At 58.1% G+C, this 16372-nt stretch carries 15 protein-coding genes; 8 read left to right on the top strand and 7 right to left on the bottom strand.

Annotation, left to right across the window (positions count from 1 at the left end):
• Window positions 1-4: 4 nt before the first annotated feature.
• Window positions 5-961, bottom strand: a complete 957-nt coding sequence (locus tag AC2FIZ_RS06845) for an NADPH:quinone oxidoreductase family protein (RefSeq protein WP_496790802.1) — start codon at window positions 959-961, stop codon at window positions 5-7.
• 339 nt (window positions 962-1300) lie between these two features.
• On the opposite strand from AC2FIZ_RS06845, the gene AC2FIZ_RS06840 reads away from it, so the two are divergent.
• The 3 genes from AC2FIZ_RS06840 to AC2FIZ_RS06830 all read left to right on the top strand — a co-directional run bounded on the left by AC2FIZ_RS06840 (window position 1301) and on the right by AC2FIZ_RS06830 (window position 3957).
• Window positions 1301-1672, top strand: coding sequence for a helix-turn-helix domain-containing protein (locus AC2FIZ_RS06840; RefSeq protein WP_142636749.1), 372 nt, complete (start codon window positions 1301-1303; stop codon window positions 1670-1672).
• Window positions 1673-1716: 44 nt separating this feature from the next.
• On the top strand, window positions 1717-2508 hold the full coding sequence (hisN, locus tag AC2FIZ_RS06835) for a histidinol-phosphatase (protein WP_496790800.1): 792 nt from the start codon (window positions 1717-1719) through the stop codon (window positions 2506-2508).
• A gap of 114 nt (window positions 2509-2622) precedes the next feature.
• A complete protein-coding gene (locus AC2FIZ_RS06830; RefSeq protein ID WP_496728960.1) occupies window positions 2623-3957 on the top strand; it encodes an 8-oxoguanine deaminase in 1335 nt (444 codons plus the stop codon).
• On the opposite strand, the gene guaD is transcribed toward AC2FIZ_RS06830, so the two are convergent.
• Window positions 3954-5243 (bottom strand): guanine deaminase, encoded by a 1290-nt coding sequence (gene guaD / locus AC2FIZ_RS06825; protein ID WP_282027586.1) that lies wholly within the window; start codon window positions 5241-5243, stop codon window positions 3954-3956. The genes AC2FIZ_RS06830 and guaD overlap by 4 nt on opposite strands.
• 140 nt (window positions 5244-5383) lie before the next feature.
• Here guaD and mgtE point away from each other — a divergent pair, with 140 nt between their 5' ends.
• A complete protein-coding gene (gene mgtE / locus AC2FIZ_RS06820; protein ID WP_281994935.1) occupies window positions 5384-6778 on the top strand; it encodes a magnesium transporter in 1395 nt (464 codons plus the stop codon).
• The gene (locus AC2FIZ_RS06815; RefSeq protein WP_281994934.1) at window positions 6775-7332 is read left to right on the top strand and encodes a 5-formyltetrahydrofolate cyclo-ligase; all 558 of its coding nucleotides are present in this window, start codon (window positions 6775-6777) and stop codon (window positions 7330-7332) included. The genes mgtE and AC2FIZ_RS06815 overlap by 4 nt, the downstream gene beginning before the upstream one ends.
• A gap of 8 nt (window positions 7333-7340) precedes the next feature.
• Here AC2FIZ_RS06815 and AC2FIZ_RS06810 read toward each other — a convergent pair whose 3' ends face one another.
• The gene (locus AC2FIZ_RS06810) at window positions 7341-7574 is read right to left on the bottom strand and encodes a putative hemolysin (RefSeq protein WP_142636759.1); all 234 of its coding nucleotides are present in this window, start codon (window positions 7572-7574) and stop codon (window positions 7341-7343) included.
• An 87-nt stretch (window positions 7575-7661) separates the two neighbouring features.
• Here AC2FIZ_RS06810 and AC2FIZ_RS06805 point away from each other — a divergent pair, with 87 nt between their 5' ends.
• The 3 genes from AC2FIZ_RS06805 (at window position 7662) to AC2FIZ_RS06795 (ending at window position 11189) form a co-directional block, all read left to right on the top strand.
• Window positions 7662-8477 carry a TIGR00282 family metallophosphoesterase gene (locus AC2FIZ_RS06805; RefSeq protein ID WP_142636761.1) on the top strand — a complete coding sequence of 272 codons (816 nt, stop codon included), beginning with the start codon at window positions 7662-7664 and terminating at the stop codon, window positions 8475-8477.
• 90 nt (window positions 8478-8567) lie between these two features.
• Window positions 8568-10346: an SLC13 family permease gene (locus AC2FIZ_RS06800; protein WP_281994932.1), complete on the top strand. Its 1779-nt coding sequence runs from the start codon at window positions 8568-8570 to the stop codon at window positions 10344-10346.
• Window positions 10347-10442: 96 nt separating this feature from the next.
• Window positions 10443-11189: a YbaY family lipoprotein gene (locus AC2FIZ_RS06795; protein ID WP_281994931.1), complete on the top strand. Its 747-nt coding sequence runs from the start codon at window positions 10443-10445 to the stop codon at window positions 11187-11189.
• On the opposite strand, the gene AC2FIZ_RS06790 is transcribed toward AC2FIZ_RS06795, so the two are convergent.
• From AC2FIZ_RS06790 to AC2FIZ_RS06775, 4 genes are all read right to left on the bottom strand, one after another.
• Window positions 11190-12851, bottom strand: coding sequence for an FAD-binding dehydrogenase (locus AC2FIZ_RS06790; protein WP_281994930.1), 1662 nt, complete (start codon window positions 12849-12851; stop codon window positions 11190-11192).
• Window positions 12852-12862: 11 nt separating this feature from the next.
• On the bottom strand, window positions 12863-13720 hold the full coding sequence (locus AC2FIZ_RS06785) for a bile acid:sodium symporter family protein (RefSeq protein WP_496790798.1): 858 nt from the start codon (window positions 13718-13720) through the stop codon (window positions 12863-12865).
• Between the two features lie 72 nt (window positions 13721-13792).
• On the bottom strand, window positions 13793-14527 hold the full coding sequence (locus AC2FIZ_RS06780; RefSeq protein WP_271949429.1) for a glutamine amidotransferase: 735 nt from the start codon (window positions 14525-14527) through the stop codon (window positions 13793-13795).
• A gap of 17 nt (window positions 14528-14544) precedes the next feature.
• A complete protein-coding gene (locus AC2FIZ_RS06775; protein WP_496790797.1) occupies window positions 14545-16317 on the bottom strand; it encodes an SLC13 family permease in 1773 nt (590 codons plus the stop codon).
• Window positions 16318-16372: the final 55 nt, after the last annotated feature.

The raw sequence follows: 16372 nt of genomic DNA, 5'->3' as shown, positions 1-16372 counted from the left end.
TCCCTTAAGGGGTTATGACAACTTTCCCGGTGGCCGTCCTGTCGCGCAGCATGGCCAGTCCGCGTTCGGCTTCGGACAGGGGCAGGACATGGCTGATATGCGGTTTGATGCGGCCCTCGCTATGCCAGCGAAACAGCGTTTCAAAGCTGTCCGTCACAATCTGAGGTCGAAACTTCAAGTAGCCGCCGATGTAGAGCCCGATGACTGTCAGGTTCTTGACCAGTAGGTGGTTGGCCGGAATTTGCGGCACCTCACCGCCCGCAAAGCCAATGGGCAGGATGCGACCTTCGGGGTTGGTCGCGCGAAAGGCGGCTTTAAACACATCGCCGCCGATCGCGTCATATACGACATCCGCGCCTCCTAATGCCTGGACACGGGCGCGCAGATCTTCGGATGCGTCGATCAGATGATCGGCCCCGGCCCTCTGTGCCACCTTGAGTTTCTCACTGTCGCGCGCCTGCGCAATAACCGTGGCGCCCATAAGCTTGCCGATCTCTACCGCCGTCAGGCCGACGCCACCTGCCGCACCGGTCACCAAAAGGGTTTCGCCGGGCCTGAGCCGCGCACGATGATCCAAGGCAATATGACTGGTGCCATATGTGATCTGAATTGCGGCGGCGTCTTCAAAGCTCATAGAGTCAGGGATTGCGATTGCACGATCGGCGTCGAACACTCCGAATTCAGCGAGGCCACCCTGGCCGGAATAGACAGCGACACGGTCACCCGGGTTCAGGTGGCGTACATTGTTTCCAATTTCGCGAACAATCCCTGCGACTTCCATGCCCAAGGAAAAGGGCGCCACCGGGGTGTCCTGATACGTCCCCTTCTGCATAAGGAGATCCGCAAAATTCAAACCGCAGGCTTTGATTTGAATGCAGACCTGGCTGTCGCCGGGTTCTGGCAGGTCAATATTGCAAAGCTGGGCCTTGGCCCCGTTGGTCTGGATATGAAACGCCAGCATGATTTGGCTCCGTCTTTTCGGGCATAGGTCAGTGCTGTCGTGGTCTTGTCAATCTGTTACCCTGCTGAAGACCCCGTTAATCCGGTGTTGATCAGGTGGTTGTTTCCAGATCGGAATCAACGTGTGCGCGGTATTCACAACACAACTATAAACCATTGTTTGTGGAATCAGATTCAACCTTCTTGAAAAAAGCGCCAAAAAACGTAATAGTGCGCTATGGTGCTGATTTGGGGGGCATGTTCCAAATTAGGGAGTGGTTAAGTCGGGCTCGCTAATGTTGCGGTAACAAAGCATGTTGCGCACCCGTCTCAGTTGTGTGTGTAAGGGAGGATAGTACCAATGACCCATCACGTCGATGTCCATGTGGGCAAACGCGTCAGGCATCGCCGCTGGCTGATTGGCATGACCCAACAGCAGTTGGCACAGCAAGTTGGTATCAAGTTTCAGCAAATCCAGAAATATGAAACCGGTGCCAATCGAATCAGCGCGTCTCGTCTTTGGGACATTGCCGAGGCATTGGATGTTCCGGTCAGTTTCTTCTTTGAAGGCCTGGAAGAGGTCGAGAAAGGAAGCTCGGATAAGAAATCGGTTCCTGCAGACCTTATGGGCGACAAAGAAGCCCTGGATCTCGTCCGCTCTTACTATGCCATACCGGAAAACCAGCGTCGCCGCTTGTTCGAGCTTGCGCGCGTTCTGAGTGATGTTGCCTGATTTCGCGGGTTGACTCTGATCCTGACGGAACGCACGGGTAGCGTATGGATAAGGTGTCGCTGAGTGATCTTGAAGTAGCTGAAGAAATGGCCGACGCAGCGCGTTCGGCCATTCTTCCTTTTTTCAGGCAGTCTAATCTTGAGACTTCAAGTAAGCTGGATCAGGGATTTGATCCGGTCACTGTCGCCGACCGCGCAGCCGAAAAAGCCATGCGCGCGGTTTTAGCCCGACATCGGCCCCAAGATGGAATATTTGGCGAGGAATATGGGCAGCACGAGGGGCAAAGTGGCCGCACCTGGGTTCTGGATCCGATCGACGGCACCCGAGGGTTTATCAGCGGGACACCGACATGGGGGGTTCTGATTGCGCTTAGCACGCAGGACGGGCCAACCATGGGGATCATCGACCAGCCGTATATCGGGGAACGCTTCATCGGCTCGGCGGATATCGCGCGAAGCCATGGTCCTACGGGCGATATGTCCCTGAAGACCCGTTCAACACCTTCTCTGGACCAGGCGATTCTGTTCACGACCTTCCCCGAGGTCGGCGCGTCGGAAGATCGTGCCGGGTTTGAGGCTGTGTCACAGCACGTACGCCTGACCCGCTATGGAATGGATTGCTATGCTTATGCTCTGCTTGCAGCGGGTCAGGTGGATTTGGTGATCGAAGCAGGTCTGAACGCCTATGACATTCAGGCGCCAATCGCCGTGATTCATGCGGCTGGCGGTATCGTCACAGACTGGCAAGGCGGCCCCGCCCATAATGGCGGTCGGGCTCTGGCGGCGGCAAACCCGGATATTCACGCAGCTGCGCTGGAAATTCTGCGCAACTTCTGAAAATTGTTGCGGCGACCCGGCGAGCGGATTAACCTTGAGCCGGCTGGTTCTTGTGCCCGTTTTCCGCCAGCTTTTGCACTCCATGCATGAAACGGGCGATGCAAGGAGAGCAAGATGACTGATATCCTCATCATAAATGCAGACACGATCCTGACCATGGATGACCAGCGCCGAGAACTTTCTGGCGCGGATATTCTGATCCGAGATGGACAGATTGAACAGATCGGCCATGGGTTGCAGGCGAGCGCTGAGATCCATGATGCAAGCGGATGTGTGGTTACGCCCGGCCTCGTGAACACGCACCACCATCTGTACCAGACCCTGACCCGCGCCGTTCCTGGCGGACAGGATGCGCTTTTGTTCGGATGGCTGAAAACGCTCTATCCGATCTGGTCGCGATTTGGCCCCGAAGAGATGTTCGTATCCGCCCAGATCGGTTTAGCCGAGCTGGCGTTGACGGGATGCACGCTCAGTTCCGACCACTTGTATCTATATCCGAACGGTGCGCGTCTGGATGACACCATTGCTGCGGCTGCCGAGGTTGGCCTGCGGTTCCACCCAACACGTGGCGCTATGAGTATTGGTGAAAGCGATGGTGGCTTGCCGCCGGATTCACTGGTCGAGGCCGAAGCAGCTATTCTCGAAGACATGATGCGTGTGGTCGACGCCTTTCATGACCCGTCAGAGGGTGCAATGTGTCGGGTCGGGCTGGCACCTTGCTCGCCGTTCTCTGTCAGTCGCGACTTGATGCGAGACACGGCCAATCTGGCCCGTGACAAAGGCGTCATGCTGCATACCCATCTGGCCGAGAATGACGAGGATATCGCCTATTCGCAGGAACAATTCGGCTGCCGCCCCGGTCAATATGCCGAGGATTTGGGCTGGACCGGCTCAGATGTCTGGCACGCCCATTGCGTGAAACTGGACGGGGCAGAGATTGATCTGTTTGCACGGTCCCGCACAGGCGTGGCGCACTGTCCCTGTTCGAACTGCCGGTTGGGCTCGGGGATTGCCCCTGTACGGTCGATGCGAGATCGCGGCGTGCCTGTGGGTCTGGGCGTCGATGGGTCGGCCAGTAATGACAGCGGCAATCTGATCCTCGAGGCGCGGCAGGCTATGTTGTTGCAGCGCGTCGCAAGCGGTGCCGATGCCATGTCCTCTCGCGAGGCGCTTGAAATTGCCACGCGGGGTGGGGCGGATGTCTTGAACCGACCTGATTGCGGCCGTCTGGCTATCGGTAAGCGTGCCGATATAGCCATTTGGGATACGCGCGGCATCGAAAGCGCGGGCAGTTGGGATCCGGCAGCCCTGTTGCTTGCCGGTCCGACGAGGGTAAAGCACCTGTTTGTCGAAGGCCGTCAGATCGTGCGGGACGGGCAGATCGCAACGCTGGATCTGCCCCGGGTGATTGAACGGCAGAACCGATTGGCCCTTGCCTTGCAATCCTAGGTCCTGACAGGTTGACCTGCGATCCAAACCTCGGCAATCGCCCTGTCATCGCCCATCATGATGGTGGGAAAGATGGCCTCCCACAAATCATCGGCGCAGGCCTCGCGTTGCGCGATGGCCGGGGTTGAGGCGAGATCGAGCACGATCAGGTCGGCCTCCATTCCCGGGGCGATATTGCCGATGCTGTCATCCAGCCTCAGCGTTCGGGCCGACCCTACGGTGCCCAGCCACAGCAGTTGCGCGGCGTGCAGCGGGGTTCCGCGCAGCTGTCCGATCTCATAGGCCGATGCCATCGTGCGCAGCATCGAGAAACTTGAACCGCCACCAGTATCCGTTGCCAGACCAACCCGGTGTCCGTCGCGCATCAACCCTGCCATGTCGAACAGTCCTGACCCGATAAAGGTGTTTGAGGTCGGACAATGGATCAACGCAGCGTCGACCTCACGCAGCCGGTCGCGTTCACGTGCCTCAAGGTGGATGACGTGGCCATACAGGCCGTTGGGGCCCAGCAGGCCGAACTTTTCATAGGTGTCCAGATAATCGCGGGCGTCGGGAAACAGCTCGCGTACCCAGGCAATTTCATCAGTCTGTTCGCTGAGATGGGTTTGCATCAGGCAATGGGGATGCTCTGCCCATAATGCGCCCATGGCCTCTAACTGCTCGGGTGTGGAGGTAGGTGAGAAACGCGGCGTTATGGCATAGGACAGGCGATCGATCCCGTGCCATTTCTCAAGCAGAGTCTGGGATTGGTCATAGGCAGTTTGCACGGTATCTCTCAGACCATCGGGTGCGTTGCGATCCATGCAGGTTTTGCCCGCAACCACCCGTTGACCGCGTTGTTTGGCCGCAAGGAAAAAGGCATCAACACTCTCGGGATGGATGGTGCAATAGCTGCACATCGTGGTGGTGCCATGTGCCGCTGTCAGGTCCAGATACCGGTTGGCAATCTCAGAGGCATAGGCTGCATCGCCGAATTTCATCTCTTCGGGGAAGGTATAGGTGTTCAGCCAGTCGATCAGGCGTTTGCCCCAACTGGCGATCATGGCGGTCTGCGGATAATGCACATGCGCATCAACAAATCCTGCAAGGATCACGTGCTGACCATGATCCACGACTTTTGCCTCGGGGTGGGCATTGTGCAGACTGTCGGCATCCGATACGCTGGAAATCCGACCGTTTTCGATCAGAACCGCTTCGCTGATTTTGACAGCCTCGGTCGGTTCGCCCTCGAACGGGGTGCCAGTGAAACTCAGGACACGCCCTTTCAGCAGCGTTTTTTGCGCCATACTCATTCATCTCCGCCTGTCTGGGACTGCGAAACAGCATAGGGGCAGGAAAGTTGTCGGTAAATCGGCGCATTGTCATTGTTTTCCGGTAGCTGCTTCTTCTATTTAGGGGCCAATGGGCGAACAGAGCGGGGGCAGATATGACAACAGGTATTAACGAACCCGTAAGTGAGCCGACTTCTGATGATGACGCTTATGCACTGGATCGTCGAACGGTAGCATCCATTCTGTATGCAGTTGATGTTGATGACCGCGACAAGCTGGTCGAATTGATGGACCCGCTGCACGCTGCCGACATCGCCGACCTTCTGGAACAGATCAACCCTTATGACCGCGCCCGGTTGATCCGTCTGTATGACAAAGAGTTCGACGGCGATATTCTGTCTGAACTGGACGAAGGTGTCAGGGAAGAAGTTATTGAAGTCCTGCGTCCCGATGTTCTGGCGGATGCTGTACGCGACATGGAAAGCGATGATGTCGTCGATCTGCTGGAAGATCTTGAAGAGCCGCAGCAAGAAGCCATCCTGAGTGCGCTGGAGGATTCCGAACGGATCGCGGCCGAACAGGCGTTATCCTACCCGGAAAACTCGGCCGGACGGCTTATGCAACGCGAAGTCGTCATGGCGCCCGAGCATTGGACAGTTGGGCAGGCCATTGACTTTATGCGTGCCAATGACGGACTGCCAGAACAATTCTACCATTTGGTTCTTGTTGATCCGCGGTTGAAGCCAACAGCACAGGTAACACTAGGCAAACTCATGGCCACCCGGCGCGAGGTGCCTCTGCACGAAATTGCCGAAGAAGAGTTCTATACCATTCCCGTCGATCAGGATGAAGAGGACGTGGCCTATGCGTTCAATCAGTACCACCTGATCTCGGCCCCAGTGGTGGATGGTGACGGACGGCTTGTTGGTGTGATCACCATTGATGACGCGATGGTGGTGCTGGATGAGGAATACGAAGAGGATATGCTGCGCCTAGCCGGTGTCAGCAACGAAAGCTCGCTGTCCGACAGTGTGGCCGCGACCAGCAGGCGACGCCTGCCGTGGTTGGCGGTCAACCTGTGTACTTCGATCTGCGCCTCGCTGGTGATTTCCCAATTCGAGGCGGCGATTGATCAGTTGGTGGCGTTGGCCATTCTGATGCCGATTGTGGCCTCGATGGGGGGCAATGCGGGGACACAATCGCTGACTGTCGCAGTGCGAGCCCTGGCAACGCGCGACCTGACCGGTGCGAACGTGATGCGGGTGATCCGACGGGAACTGCTGGTGGGCATGTTGAACGGGCTGTGTTTTGCCACCGTTCTGGGCGTGGTGGGAATGTATTGGTTCGGCTTGCCGTTGCTGGGTGTCGTGATTGGCTCCGCTCTGGTCGTGAACATGGTGATCGCAGGCTTTGCAGGTACGGTAGTACCGGTCGTGCTAGACCGGATGGGTATTGACCCGGCGCTGGCGTCAGGAACCTTTGTGACGACAACGACGGATGTCATGGGATTCTTTATCTTTCTTGGGCTTGCCAGCGTGGTGCTATTGTGACCGATCTGACCGAAATCAAAGCTGCCGCGCGCAAGGCGGCCTTTGCCCGGCGCAAATCTGCGTTTGATGCAAATCCGCCCGGTGCCGCCGGGCGACTGTCTGAAATTCTGGCCGGGCACCGCGGAGTACCCCTGTCGGGTTATATGCCCATCCGGACCGAGAGTGACCCGCTGCCCGCCATGGCCGAGGCGTCCGCTTACGGCCCGGTGGGCGTACCGGTTATTCAGGCGGCCGGACAGCCGCTGAAATTCTCTCGTTGGACGCCCGAAGGCAGGCTGAAGGATGGCCCGTTTGGCGCCAAAGTGCCCGAGGTCGATGACTATTTCGATCCCGAAATTCTGATCGTTCCGCTGGTGGCATTCGATGCAAATGGGGGGCGTCTGGGTTATGGGGGCGGGTTCTATGACCGGACATTGGAAGGGCTGCGCGTGAAACGCCCGACTCTGGCCATCGGTTTTGCCTTCGATGCGCAAGAAGCAGACGGGCTGCCGCTGGAATCGACGGATCAGCCGCTTGATATGGTAGTAACCGAAAGCCGAGTGTTGACCTTTTAACGAAGGTATCAGCCCTGGTTTTTAGCGCGAAAATATTCCCAGGCATTTTTTTCGGTGCCATCAGGCAATATGCACACGCCGGTCTGGCCATTCTCTCCGTCCCGAATTTCATACCGCCCACCGCTGTCGATGCAATAGATGGCCGAGGGGTTTGGCAGCTGTGGGTTTGAGTTGACCGCTTGCTCTTCCGAGCAGGCAGCAAGGGTGGCACAGACACCAAAGGTCAGACCGATCCGAAACATAAAGAATCTCCTAAATAAAGAGTTTTGCCGTTCATTGGGTCAGCTTAACGGCTTGTACTTGCGAATTGCCACACTTAGACGGTTTCTATGAGGATACTTTTTCTGGGTGACGTTATGGGCCGCGCTGGACGCGCGGCCGTTCAGCAACATCTGCCACGTCTGCGCGACGAATGGCGGCTGGATTTCGTGGTGATCAATGGTGAGAATGCCTCGAACGGAATGGGTTTGACCGGGGATCATGCCAAGCTGCTGTTAGATGCAGGGGCGGATTGTCTGACGCTGGGCGACCACGCTTTCGACCAGAAGGACATGTTGCAATTCATTGAGAGCGAACCGCGCATTGTGCGCCCCGTTAACTTTGCTAAGGGTGCTCCGGGGCGCGGGCATCGTCTCTATACCGCCCCTGGCGGGCGCAAGGTTCTGGTTGTACAGGTGCTGGGGCAGGTCTTTATGAAGCGGCCCTTCGATGATCCATTCTCGGCCATCGAGCCAATTCTGAAGTCACACCCGCGCGGCGGTCAGGCCCAGGCGATCATCGTTGACATGCATTGCGAAGCCACATCCGAGAAGATGGCGATGGGGCATTACTGCGACAAGCGCGCCAGCCTGGTGGTCGGGACGCATACGCATGTTCCGACCGCGGATGCTCAGATCCTTCCGGGGGGAACAGCCTATCTGACTGATGCCGGGATGTGCGGGGATTACGATTCTGTCATTGGTATGGAAAAGCTAGAACCGATGCGTCGGTTCATCACCGGGATGCCCAAGGCGCGGTTTACGCCTGCAAATGGCGAAGCAACGCTAAGCGGTGTGTTCGTGGAAACCGATGATCGCAATGGTCAGGCAAAATCCGTGCAAATGGTGCGCGTTGGGGGTCGCTTGCAACAAGCCGGGCCGCAATAGCGCGACGTTGGGCTTGCCCTGCTGCCCGCAATACGGGAAACTGCCCGACGGGCGCGCAAGCTGGGCCAGGGTTCGGACTGAATACCACGAATGCAATTTCTTCAACTGACAGAAACGGGCAGCGCGATCGTGGCGCTATTGGTTGTCGCAGGCATGTTTGTCATGTTCCTGCGCGAGGCTTACCCGACCGAGGTTGTCGCCATCGCGGGCGTTGCCCTGATGCTGGTGACCGGTATCCTGCCCTATCAAAGCGCGTTGGCAGTTCTGTCCAATCCTGCGCCATGGACGATTGCGGCGATGTTCATCGTCATGGGGGCTCTGGTCAGAACCGGAGCATTGGATTCCTTTACCGTAACTGCGCAGAAACAGGCACAGGTTAACCCGCGTATCGCGATTGCCATGCTGATGGGGTTTGTGGTTCTGGCCTCGGCGGTGGTGTCAAACACACCCGTGGTCGTCGTGATGATCCCGGTATTTGTACAGATTGCCCGCACGTTGAACGTGCCGGCCTCGAAATTGCTGATCCCGCTCAGCTATGCTGCCATCATGGGGGGGACGCTGACACTGATCGGCACCTCGACCAACCTGCTTGTGGATGGTGTCGCGCGATCTCAGGGTCTGGCTGCATTCACGATTTTCGAAGTCACGCCCTTGGGCATCGCAGTGGTGATCTACGGCATGATCTATCTGCGCTTTGTTGCGCCGCGCCTGCTGCCTGAACGCGATAGCATGGCCTCGCTTCTCAGTGACCGGTCCAAGATGAAATTCTTCACCGAGGCCGTCATCCCGCCCGACAGCAACCTGATCGGGCGCGAGGTGACAGGGGTGCAACTGTTCAAACGCCCCGGCGTCCGTCTGATCGACGTGGTCCGCGGGGACGAGTCTTTGCGGCGCAACCTCAAAGGGGTGACACTTGAGGTTGGGGATCGCGTGGTCCTGCGGACCGAGATGACCGAGTTGCTGAGCCTGCAAAGCAACAAAGAGTTAAAGCGTGTTGATCAGGTTTCTGCGGTCGAGACCAAAACGGTCGAAGTGCTGATCACACCGGGGTGCCGTATGGTTGGGCGAACGCTGGGCGTGATGCGCCTGCGCCGCCGCTATGGTGTCTACGTTCTGGCGGTACATCGGCGGAACCAGAATATCGGTCGTCAACTAGACGACCTCGTGGTGCGAGTCGGGGATACTCTGCTGTTGGAGGGATCACCTGCCGATATCCAGAAGCTTGCCGCTGATATGGATATGGTCGACGTGACACAGCCCTCGGCGCGGGCGTTCCGCCGCAATCACGCTCCGGTGGCGATTGGGGCATTGATCGGGATCGTTGTATTGGCCGCATTGGGTGTGGCGCCAATTCTGTTGCTCTCCATTCTTGCGGTCGCTCTGGTTCTGGTCACCCGCTGCATAGACGCGGATGAGGCGTTTTCCTTTATCGAGGGCCGACTTCTGGCATTGATATTCTCGATGCTGGCCATCGGGGCCGCGCTTGATAAGTCCGGGGCGGTTTCCCTGATCGTCGATGCAATTGCGCCCGGGCTCAGCACGCTGCCTCCGTTCCTGATCGTTTGGGCCATCTATGTTTTGACCTCGGTGCTTACCGAACTCGTCTCCAACAACGCCGTTGCGGTAGTGGTCACGCCGATCGCAATCGGGTTGGCGCAGGCCGTCGGCGTAGACCCAAGGCCGCTGGTAGTTGCGGTGATGTTGGCGGCATCTGCATCCTTTGCGACACCAATCGGATATCAGACCAACATGATGGTCTATGGTCCGGGGGGATATCGGTTTGTCGATTTCATGAAGGTTGGCATCCCCTTGAACCTGACGGTAGGGCTGCTTGCTTCGTTGCTTATTCCGTTGATCTGGCCGCTGTAATTCCGGCGCGAACCCGCCGGTTTTGCACTGACGGTCTTGTAAAGGCTGATCCAGACACAATCTTTTCCTCTAGAACTTGGACGAAAGGACGGGATTATGCCTTTTCCAAAATTTGGTCAGTTGATCGTAATGGGTGCGATTATGGTGGCGCTGATTGGCAGCGATGTATCGGCTGGTTCGGTGACCGGTACCGCCTCCTATCGCGAACGGATTGCCGTGCCTGAAGACGCGACGCTTTATATCGAGCTGCAGAATATATCGCTTGCGGATGCGCCAGCGGTAACGCTGGCTGCGCAGCGCTACGTGCTGAGCGGGGTGCCTGCCGAGTTTGAATTGACCTATGATGATGCTCTGATCCGTGACGGGATGACCTATGCGGTGCGGGGGGCAATATATCGTGGGTCACAACTGCTGTTTACGACCGACACTGTGTATCCGGTCCTGACCAATGGTGCGCCGGATACGGCCGACCTTTTGTTGGTCAAGACGGGCGGCCCCACGTCGGCGGGGCTGGAAAACACAAGCTGGACGGCGATTGGTGTGAATGGGGCCGTGCTGAACAGCGAACGCGCACCGCAACTTGATTTTGCGCAAGGCGGTGCCTTTAGCGGCTCAGGCGGTTGCAACCGTTTCACAGGGCAGGCCGAAATTTCCGGAAATTCGCTTACGTTTCCAGACAATATTGCGGCCACTTTGATGGCCTGCCCGCCCGAGATGGAGCAGGTCGAGGATCAGTTCTTTGCCGCCCTGCAAAACGTGGTGTCCTATGCGGTGGCGGGCGATAGCCTTGCGCTGCTGGACAGCGCAGGCGACCCAGTTCTGAAATTCATACGCACGCAGTAATCAGGCCACAGCGCGCGACCGTCCTGCGTTGCGCCCGGAAAAGATGCAGCCGCCCAGAAATGTGCCTTCCAGCGCGTTGTATCCGTGATAGCCGCCGCCGCCGAAACCGGCGACCTCTCCTGCGGCGAACAGCCCGGGAACGACCTGACCGTTTGCACCGATCATCTGACTGTCGAGGTTGGTCTGCAAACCGCCCAGCGTTTTGCGCGTCAGCATGTGAAGTTTGACCGCGATTAGCGGCCCATTCGCAGGATCAAGGAACTTGTGTGGTTTGGCGGTGCGGATCAACCTGTCACCCCGATAGTTGCGGGCCGCCAGAATAGCCGCCATCTGCGCGTCCTTGGTAAAAGGGTTGTCGACCTGTGAGTCCCGCGCTTCGATCTGGGCGCGCAAATGCGCCTCATTGATCAGATCGCCACCCAGTTGGTTCATGCCGCTGACCAGTTCGGTCAGAGTGTTGGCAACGATGAAATCTTCCCCGTGTTGTTTGAAGGCCTCGACCGGCGCGGTGGCTTGCGATCCTGACAAAATGCGCTGACGGATAACCTCTTTCCAGCTGCCCGAGGTGAAATCCGGGTTCTGTTCCGACCCGGAGAGCGCAAATTCCTTTTTGATTACCTTTTGGGTCAGCACAAACCAGCTGTATTCATAACCGGTTTTCAGGATCTCTTTCAGCGTGCCCAACGTGTCGAACCCCGGCAAACAAGGGGGCAACAGACGATTGCCGCGCGCGTCAAACCACATAGAGCTTGGGCCGGGCAGGATACGAATTCCGTGCGATGGCCAGATCGGGTTCCAGTTTTTGACGCCCTCGGTGTAATGCCACATCCGGTCGCCGTTGATCACATGCCCACCGGCCTTTTCGCTGATAGGGATCATCCGACCGTCAACGTGGAACGGCACGCCCGCGATCATGTCTTTGGGTGGTTCGCCCAGGCGGTCGCGCGGCCAGTTCTTGCGCACCATTTCGAAATTGCCACCAATACCGCCCGAACTGACGATGACCGAAGGAGCATAGACCTCGAATTCCCCGACCTCTTCCCGGTTGGTCTTGGCGCCATGCGCGGCTGCGTCCTCAGCCAAGACCTCTCCCGAGACGCCTTTGGCACAGCCGTTTTGCATAATGATATGGCTGACTTGGTGGCGGAACTTCAGCTGGATCAGGCCTGTGCTGACATGTTCGCGCACGCGACGGATGAAATGTTCCAGAATACCAGGGCCGGTGCCCCATGTGATGTGGAACCGAGGTACCGAATTGCCATGTCCATCGGCATAAGAACCGCCACGTTCGGCCCATCCAACCACAGGAAACCATCGCAGCCCCATATCGTGCAGCCAGGGCCGCATTTCACCGGCGGCGAATTCGACATAAGCCTCGGCCCATTTGCGGGGCCAAGCGTCTTCTTCGCGGTCAAACTGCGCGCTGCCCTGCCAGTCACGCAAGGCCAGTTCGTGGCTGTCCCTGATGCCCATCCGGCGCTGTTCCGGCGTGTCGACCATGAACAATCCACCGAGGCTCCAGAACGCCTGACCGCCGAGGAAATGACCGGGTTCCTGATCCAGTATGATCACCTTTTTTCCGCGGTCGCCTAGCTCGGCCGCGGCCGCAAGCCCAGCCAGCCCAGCCCCAACGACAATGGCATCTGCGGTGTTATTGGACATGTTTTTTCCTCTCAGCTGCGGCGCAGCCAGGCGATAAATGGCAGGGCGACGACATACATCAAGATACCATAGACGGCCGATGGCAGAGCAAGAGGGCTTAGCCCGTTTTCCGTGCTGGTAATCAGCGCTGCCAATGTGATGCCAAGAGTCGAGTTTTGGATGCCAGTTTCGATCGAGATCGTCTTGCTCTCGTTCCATGACAGGTTCACGGCGCGGGCCAGTCCCAGCCCGATCAGCAGCAGCGCAATGTTCAGGGTGATCAACGCCGACCCCATCAGCCCCAAATTTTCGACGAACATTTCCCAGTTCCCGGCCAGCGCGACGAGAACGATCAGGACGAAAAGAATCGAAGCCAGTTTGGACAGAGGGGCATCGACCCGTTCTGCGAATCCTTTTGCGAAATGCCGTATACTGACGCCGATAGCGACGGGCAGGGTGGTTATCAGGAACATCGCTATGGCGAGGCCGGTGATCGAAACCTCGGGTGCGTCCTCGCCCATGAAGTGATTGATCGACCAGGCGGCCAATACGGGTACCGTCACCATCGACAGCAAGCTGATGATGGCTGTCAGGCTGACGGAAAGAGCGACATCACCCTTGGCCAGTTTAGTCAGGATATTGCTGGTAACACCGCCGGGGCAAAAGCTGAGGAGCATAACACCGACTGCTATTTCCGGTGGCAGTGCTAAGAGTTTGACCGTCGTAAATGCCGCAATGGGAAGCAAGATCACCTGGCAGAACGCCCCTATCGCAAAAGGGTATCGTCTGCCGACAACCCGGCGGAAATCGGCGATCTCAAGCCCGACACCCAAGGACAGCATGATTATTGCCAACGATAGTGGCAGGCCGACATTAATAAGCAGATCCAACTACAACTCCTCCCAAAGCCGTTCGGACCAGCGTAAGCGAGGGTCAAAGCCGCAGGCAACCGCGCCGTAGGGTCAGCCGTAGCGTTGGGCGAACCTGCGCAGGATTTCACCGGGCAGAGTGACATTGGCGGCGTGGCAAATGTCGATCAGACGCTGCGCATCTTCGGGCGGGAAATAGCCGTGGTGTTTGTAGATTGTGATACGTTCTTCAAAGTCGCGGGCATCAGCCTCGGGGTGGAACTGTGTGGCATAGACATTCTGGCCCCAGCGGATCATCTGGAACGGGCAAGGGTCCGAGGCAAGCAGATGCACGCACCCTTCTGGCAGGGATTGCACAGCCTCTTTATGGCCCACAAAAGCATCAAAACTCTGACCCAGCCCCGAGATCAGTGGATCGGTCGCACCGTCCTCTGTCACGTGGCAGGTTGAGGGGCCGACGGGCTCTCCGAACTGGTCTTTACTGACATCGCCACCCAGATGCGCGGTAAGAATACCCAGCCCATAGCAGCACCCCATGAACGGATGATCGCGCGCGGTGATCTGCGGCATCAGGCCCATGATGGCGGCTTCGGTGCGGGCATCCGTCGGCGATTTTGTCGCCGGATCGTCGCTGACACAGCCGGGGCCGCCGCCGACGATCACTCCGGCATAGTCGGTCACGTCCAAGCCGTCGGGCAGGTCTTCACAATCCAACCGGATGCGATGGGTCTGTTCAGAACTCAGGCCGGTCTTGTCCAAAATCGAGGCATATTCGGCATCGGACGCATCGGTTTCCGGGCGTAACTGCAGGATCAGAAATTGTTTCATGGAACGGCTCTTACCCGTCACAGCGGCCAGAACACAAGGATGGCGGGTATCGAAACCGCAATGATCAGGATTTCCAGCGGCAGGCCCATGCGCCAGTAGTCTCCGAACCGATAGCCACCAGGACCCAGAACCAGCGTGTTGTTCTTATGCCCGATAGGCGTCAGGAACGCAGCCGAGGCTGCAACGGCGACCGTCATCAGAAACGGGTCGGGGGAAACCTCAAGCGTGCGGGCCATCTGAATGCCGACCGGGGCCGCCACAATCGCCGTGGCGGTGTTGTTCAACACGTCCGACAGGGTCATGGTGACCACCATCAGAACGGTCAGAATAGCCCATGCAGGCAGGCCGTCAGTTAACTGGATCAGCGCATTGGCGATCAGTTCGGTGCCGCCCGAGGTTTCCAGTGCGCTGCCCAGGGGGATCATCGAGCCCAGCAAAACGACCACCGGCCATTCGATGTGAGTATAGAGATCTGCGATTGGCATGATCTTGGTCAGCACATAGGCAACCACAACCAGCCCCAATGCGACCGGCAGGTAGATCAGCCCAACACTGGCTGCCAGTACCGCGGTGGCAAACAGGCCAATCGCAAGCCAGGCCTTTTCATTGGCGGTGACGTTCAGACCGCGTTGGGCCAGCGGTAGGCATCCCAGCCATTCGGTCACATCGGCGCTGCGATCACGCGGGCACAGCAACAACAGGATGTCGCCAGCCTCAACCTCGGTTTTGCGGACCTGTTCGGTGATGCTGCGGCCCTGGCGCGAAATGCCCATCAAAACGGTGCTCTGCCGCCATGCCAATCCCAACCCCTGCGCCGTACGCCCGGCGATGCGGGCGTTTTCGGTCACGACAACCTCGACGACTTCCAGCCCGTCGCCTTCAGCGGTCAGAAGCTCCTGTCGACGTGTGTCCGAAAAATCCAGCTTCAGCGCCGCGCGGAATTCATCCAGCTCCTCGGGGCGGGCTTCAAGCACCAGCGCGTCACCCTGATTCAGTGTTGCATGGGCCGACCGGCCATAGCGGCGCTTGCCGTCGCGGATCATGCCGATGATGGCGACGTCGGATTTCTCGGCATCTTCATAAAGCTCGCTGACCCGTTTGCCGATCAACGGCGATTCCGGTGGGACGGTCAGTTCTGCGATATATTCGGCCAGCGCCTCAGAGGTTTCGGTTTGCGGTCCCCGGTTCGGGATCAATCGCCAGCCCACCAGTGAGACAAAGGCTAGCCCGGCAATCGCAGCAATGCCACCCACAGGGGCGAAATCGAACATACGAAAGGGCTCGCCCAGAGTTTCTGCGCGGATTGAGGCGATGATGATGTTCGGTGGCGTGCCAATCAGGGTCGCCATCCCTCCCAGAATTGTTGCAAAGCTGAGCGGCATTAGGGTCAGGCCGACGGCTCGTCCGGCTTTTCGTGCGGTCTGAATGTCGACCGGCATCAACAGGGCCAAGGCAGCGACGTTATTCATGAAGGCGGACAGAACCGCCCCGATACCGCCCATCAAGGCGATATGGGCCCCAAGGCCGCGTGACGCGTCAACCAGGGATCGCGTGATCAGGAATACCGCACCGGACCGGACCAGCCCGGCCGAAACGACCAGAACCAGCGCGACGATGATGGTCGCCGAGTGACCAAAACCGGCAAAAGCGTCATCGACGGGTACTACACCCAACACCACTCCGATCAGAAGCGCGGAAAACGCAACAAGATCATAGCGAAACCGCCCCCAAAGCAGCATTCCGAATACAGTGGCAAAGAGAGCGAAAAGTATGATCTGATCTGTCGTCATACCGCCAACATACTCGCAGAAGAAGCCGTCGCAAGCCGGTCTCTTGATCCCATGG

The sequence above is a fragment of the Ruegeria sp. CDSB022 genome (genome assembly GCF_059611145.1).
This window is presented reverse-complemented; position numbering and strand designations above follow the sequence as displayed.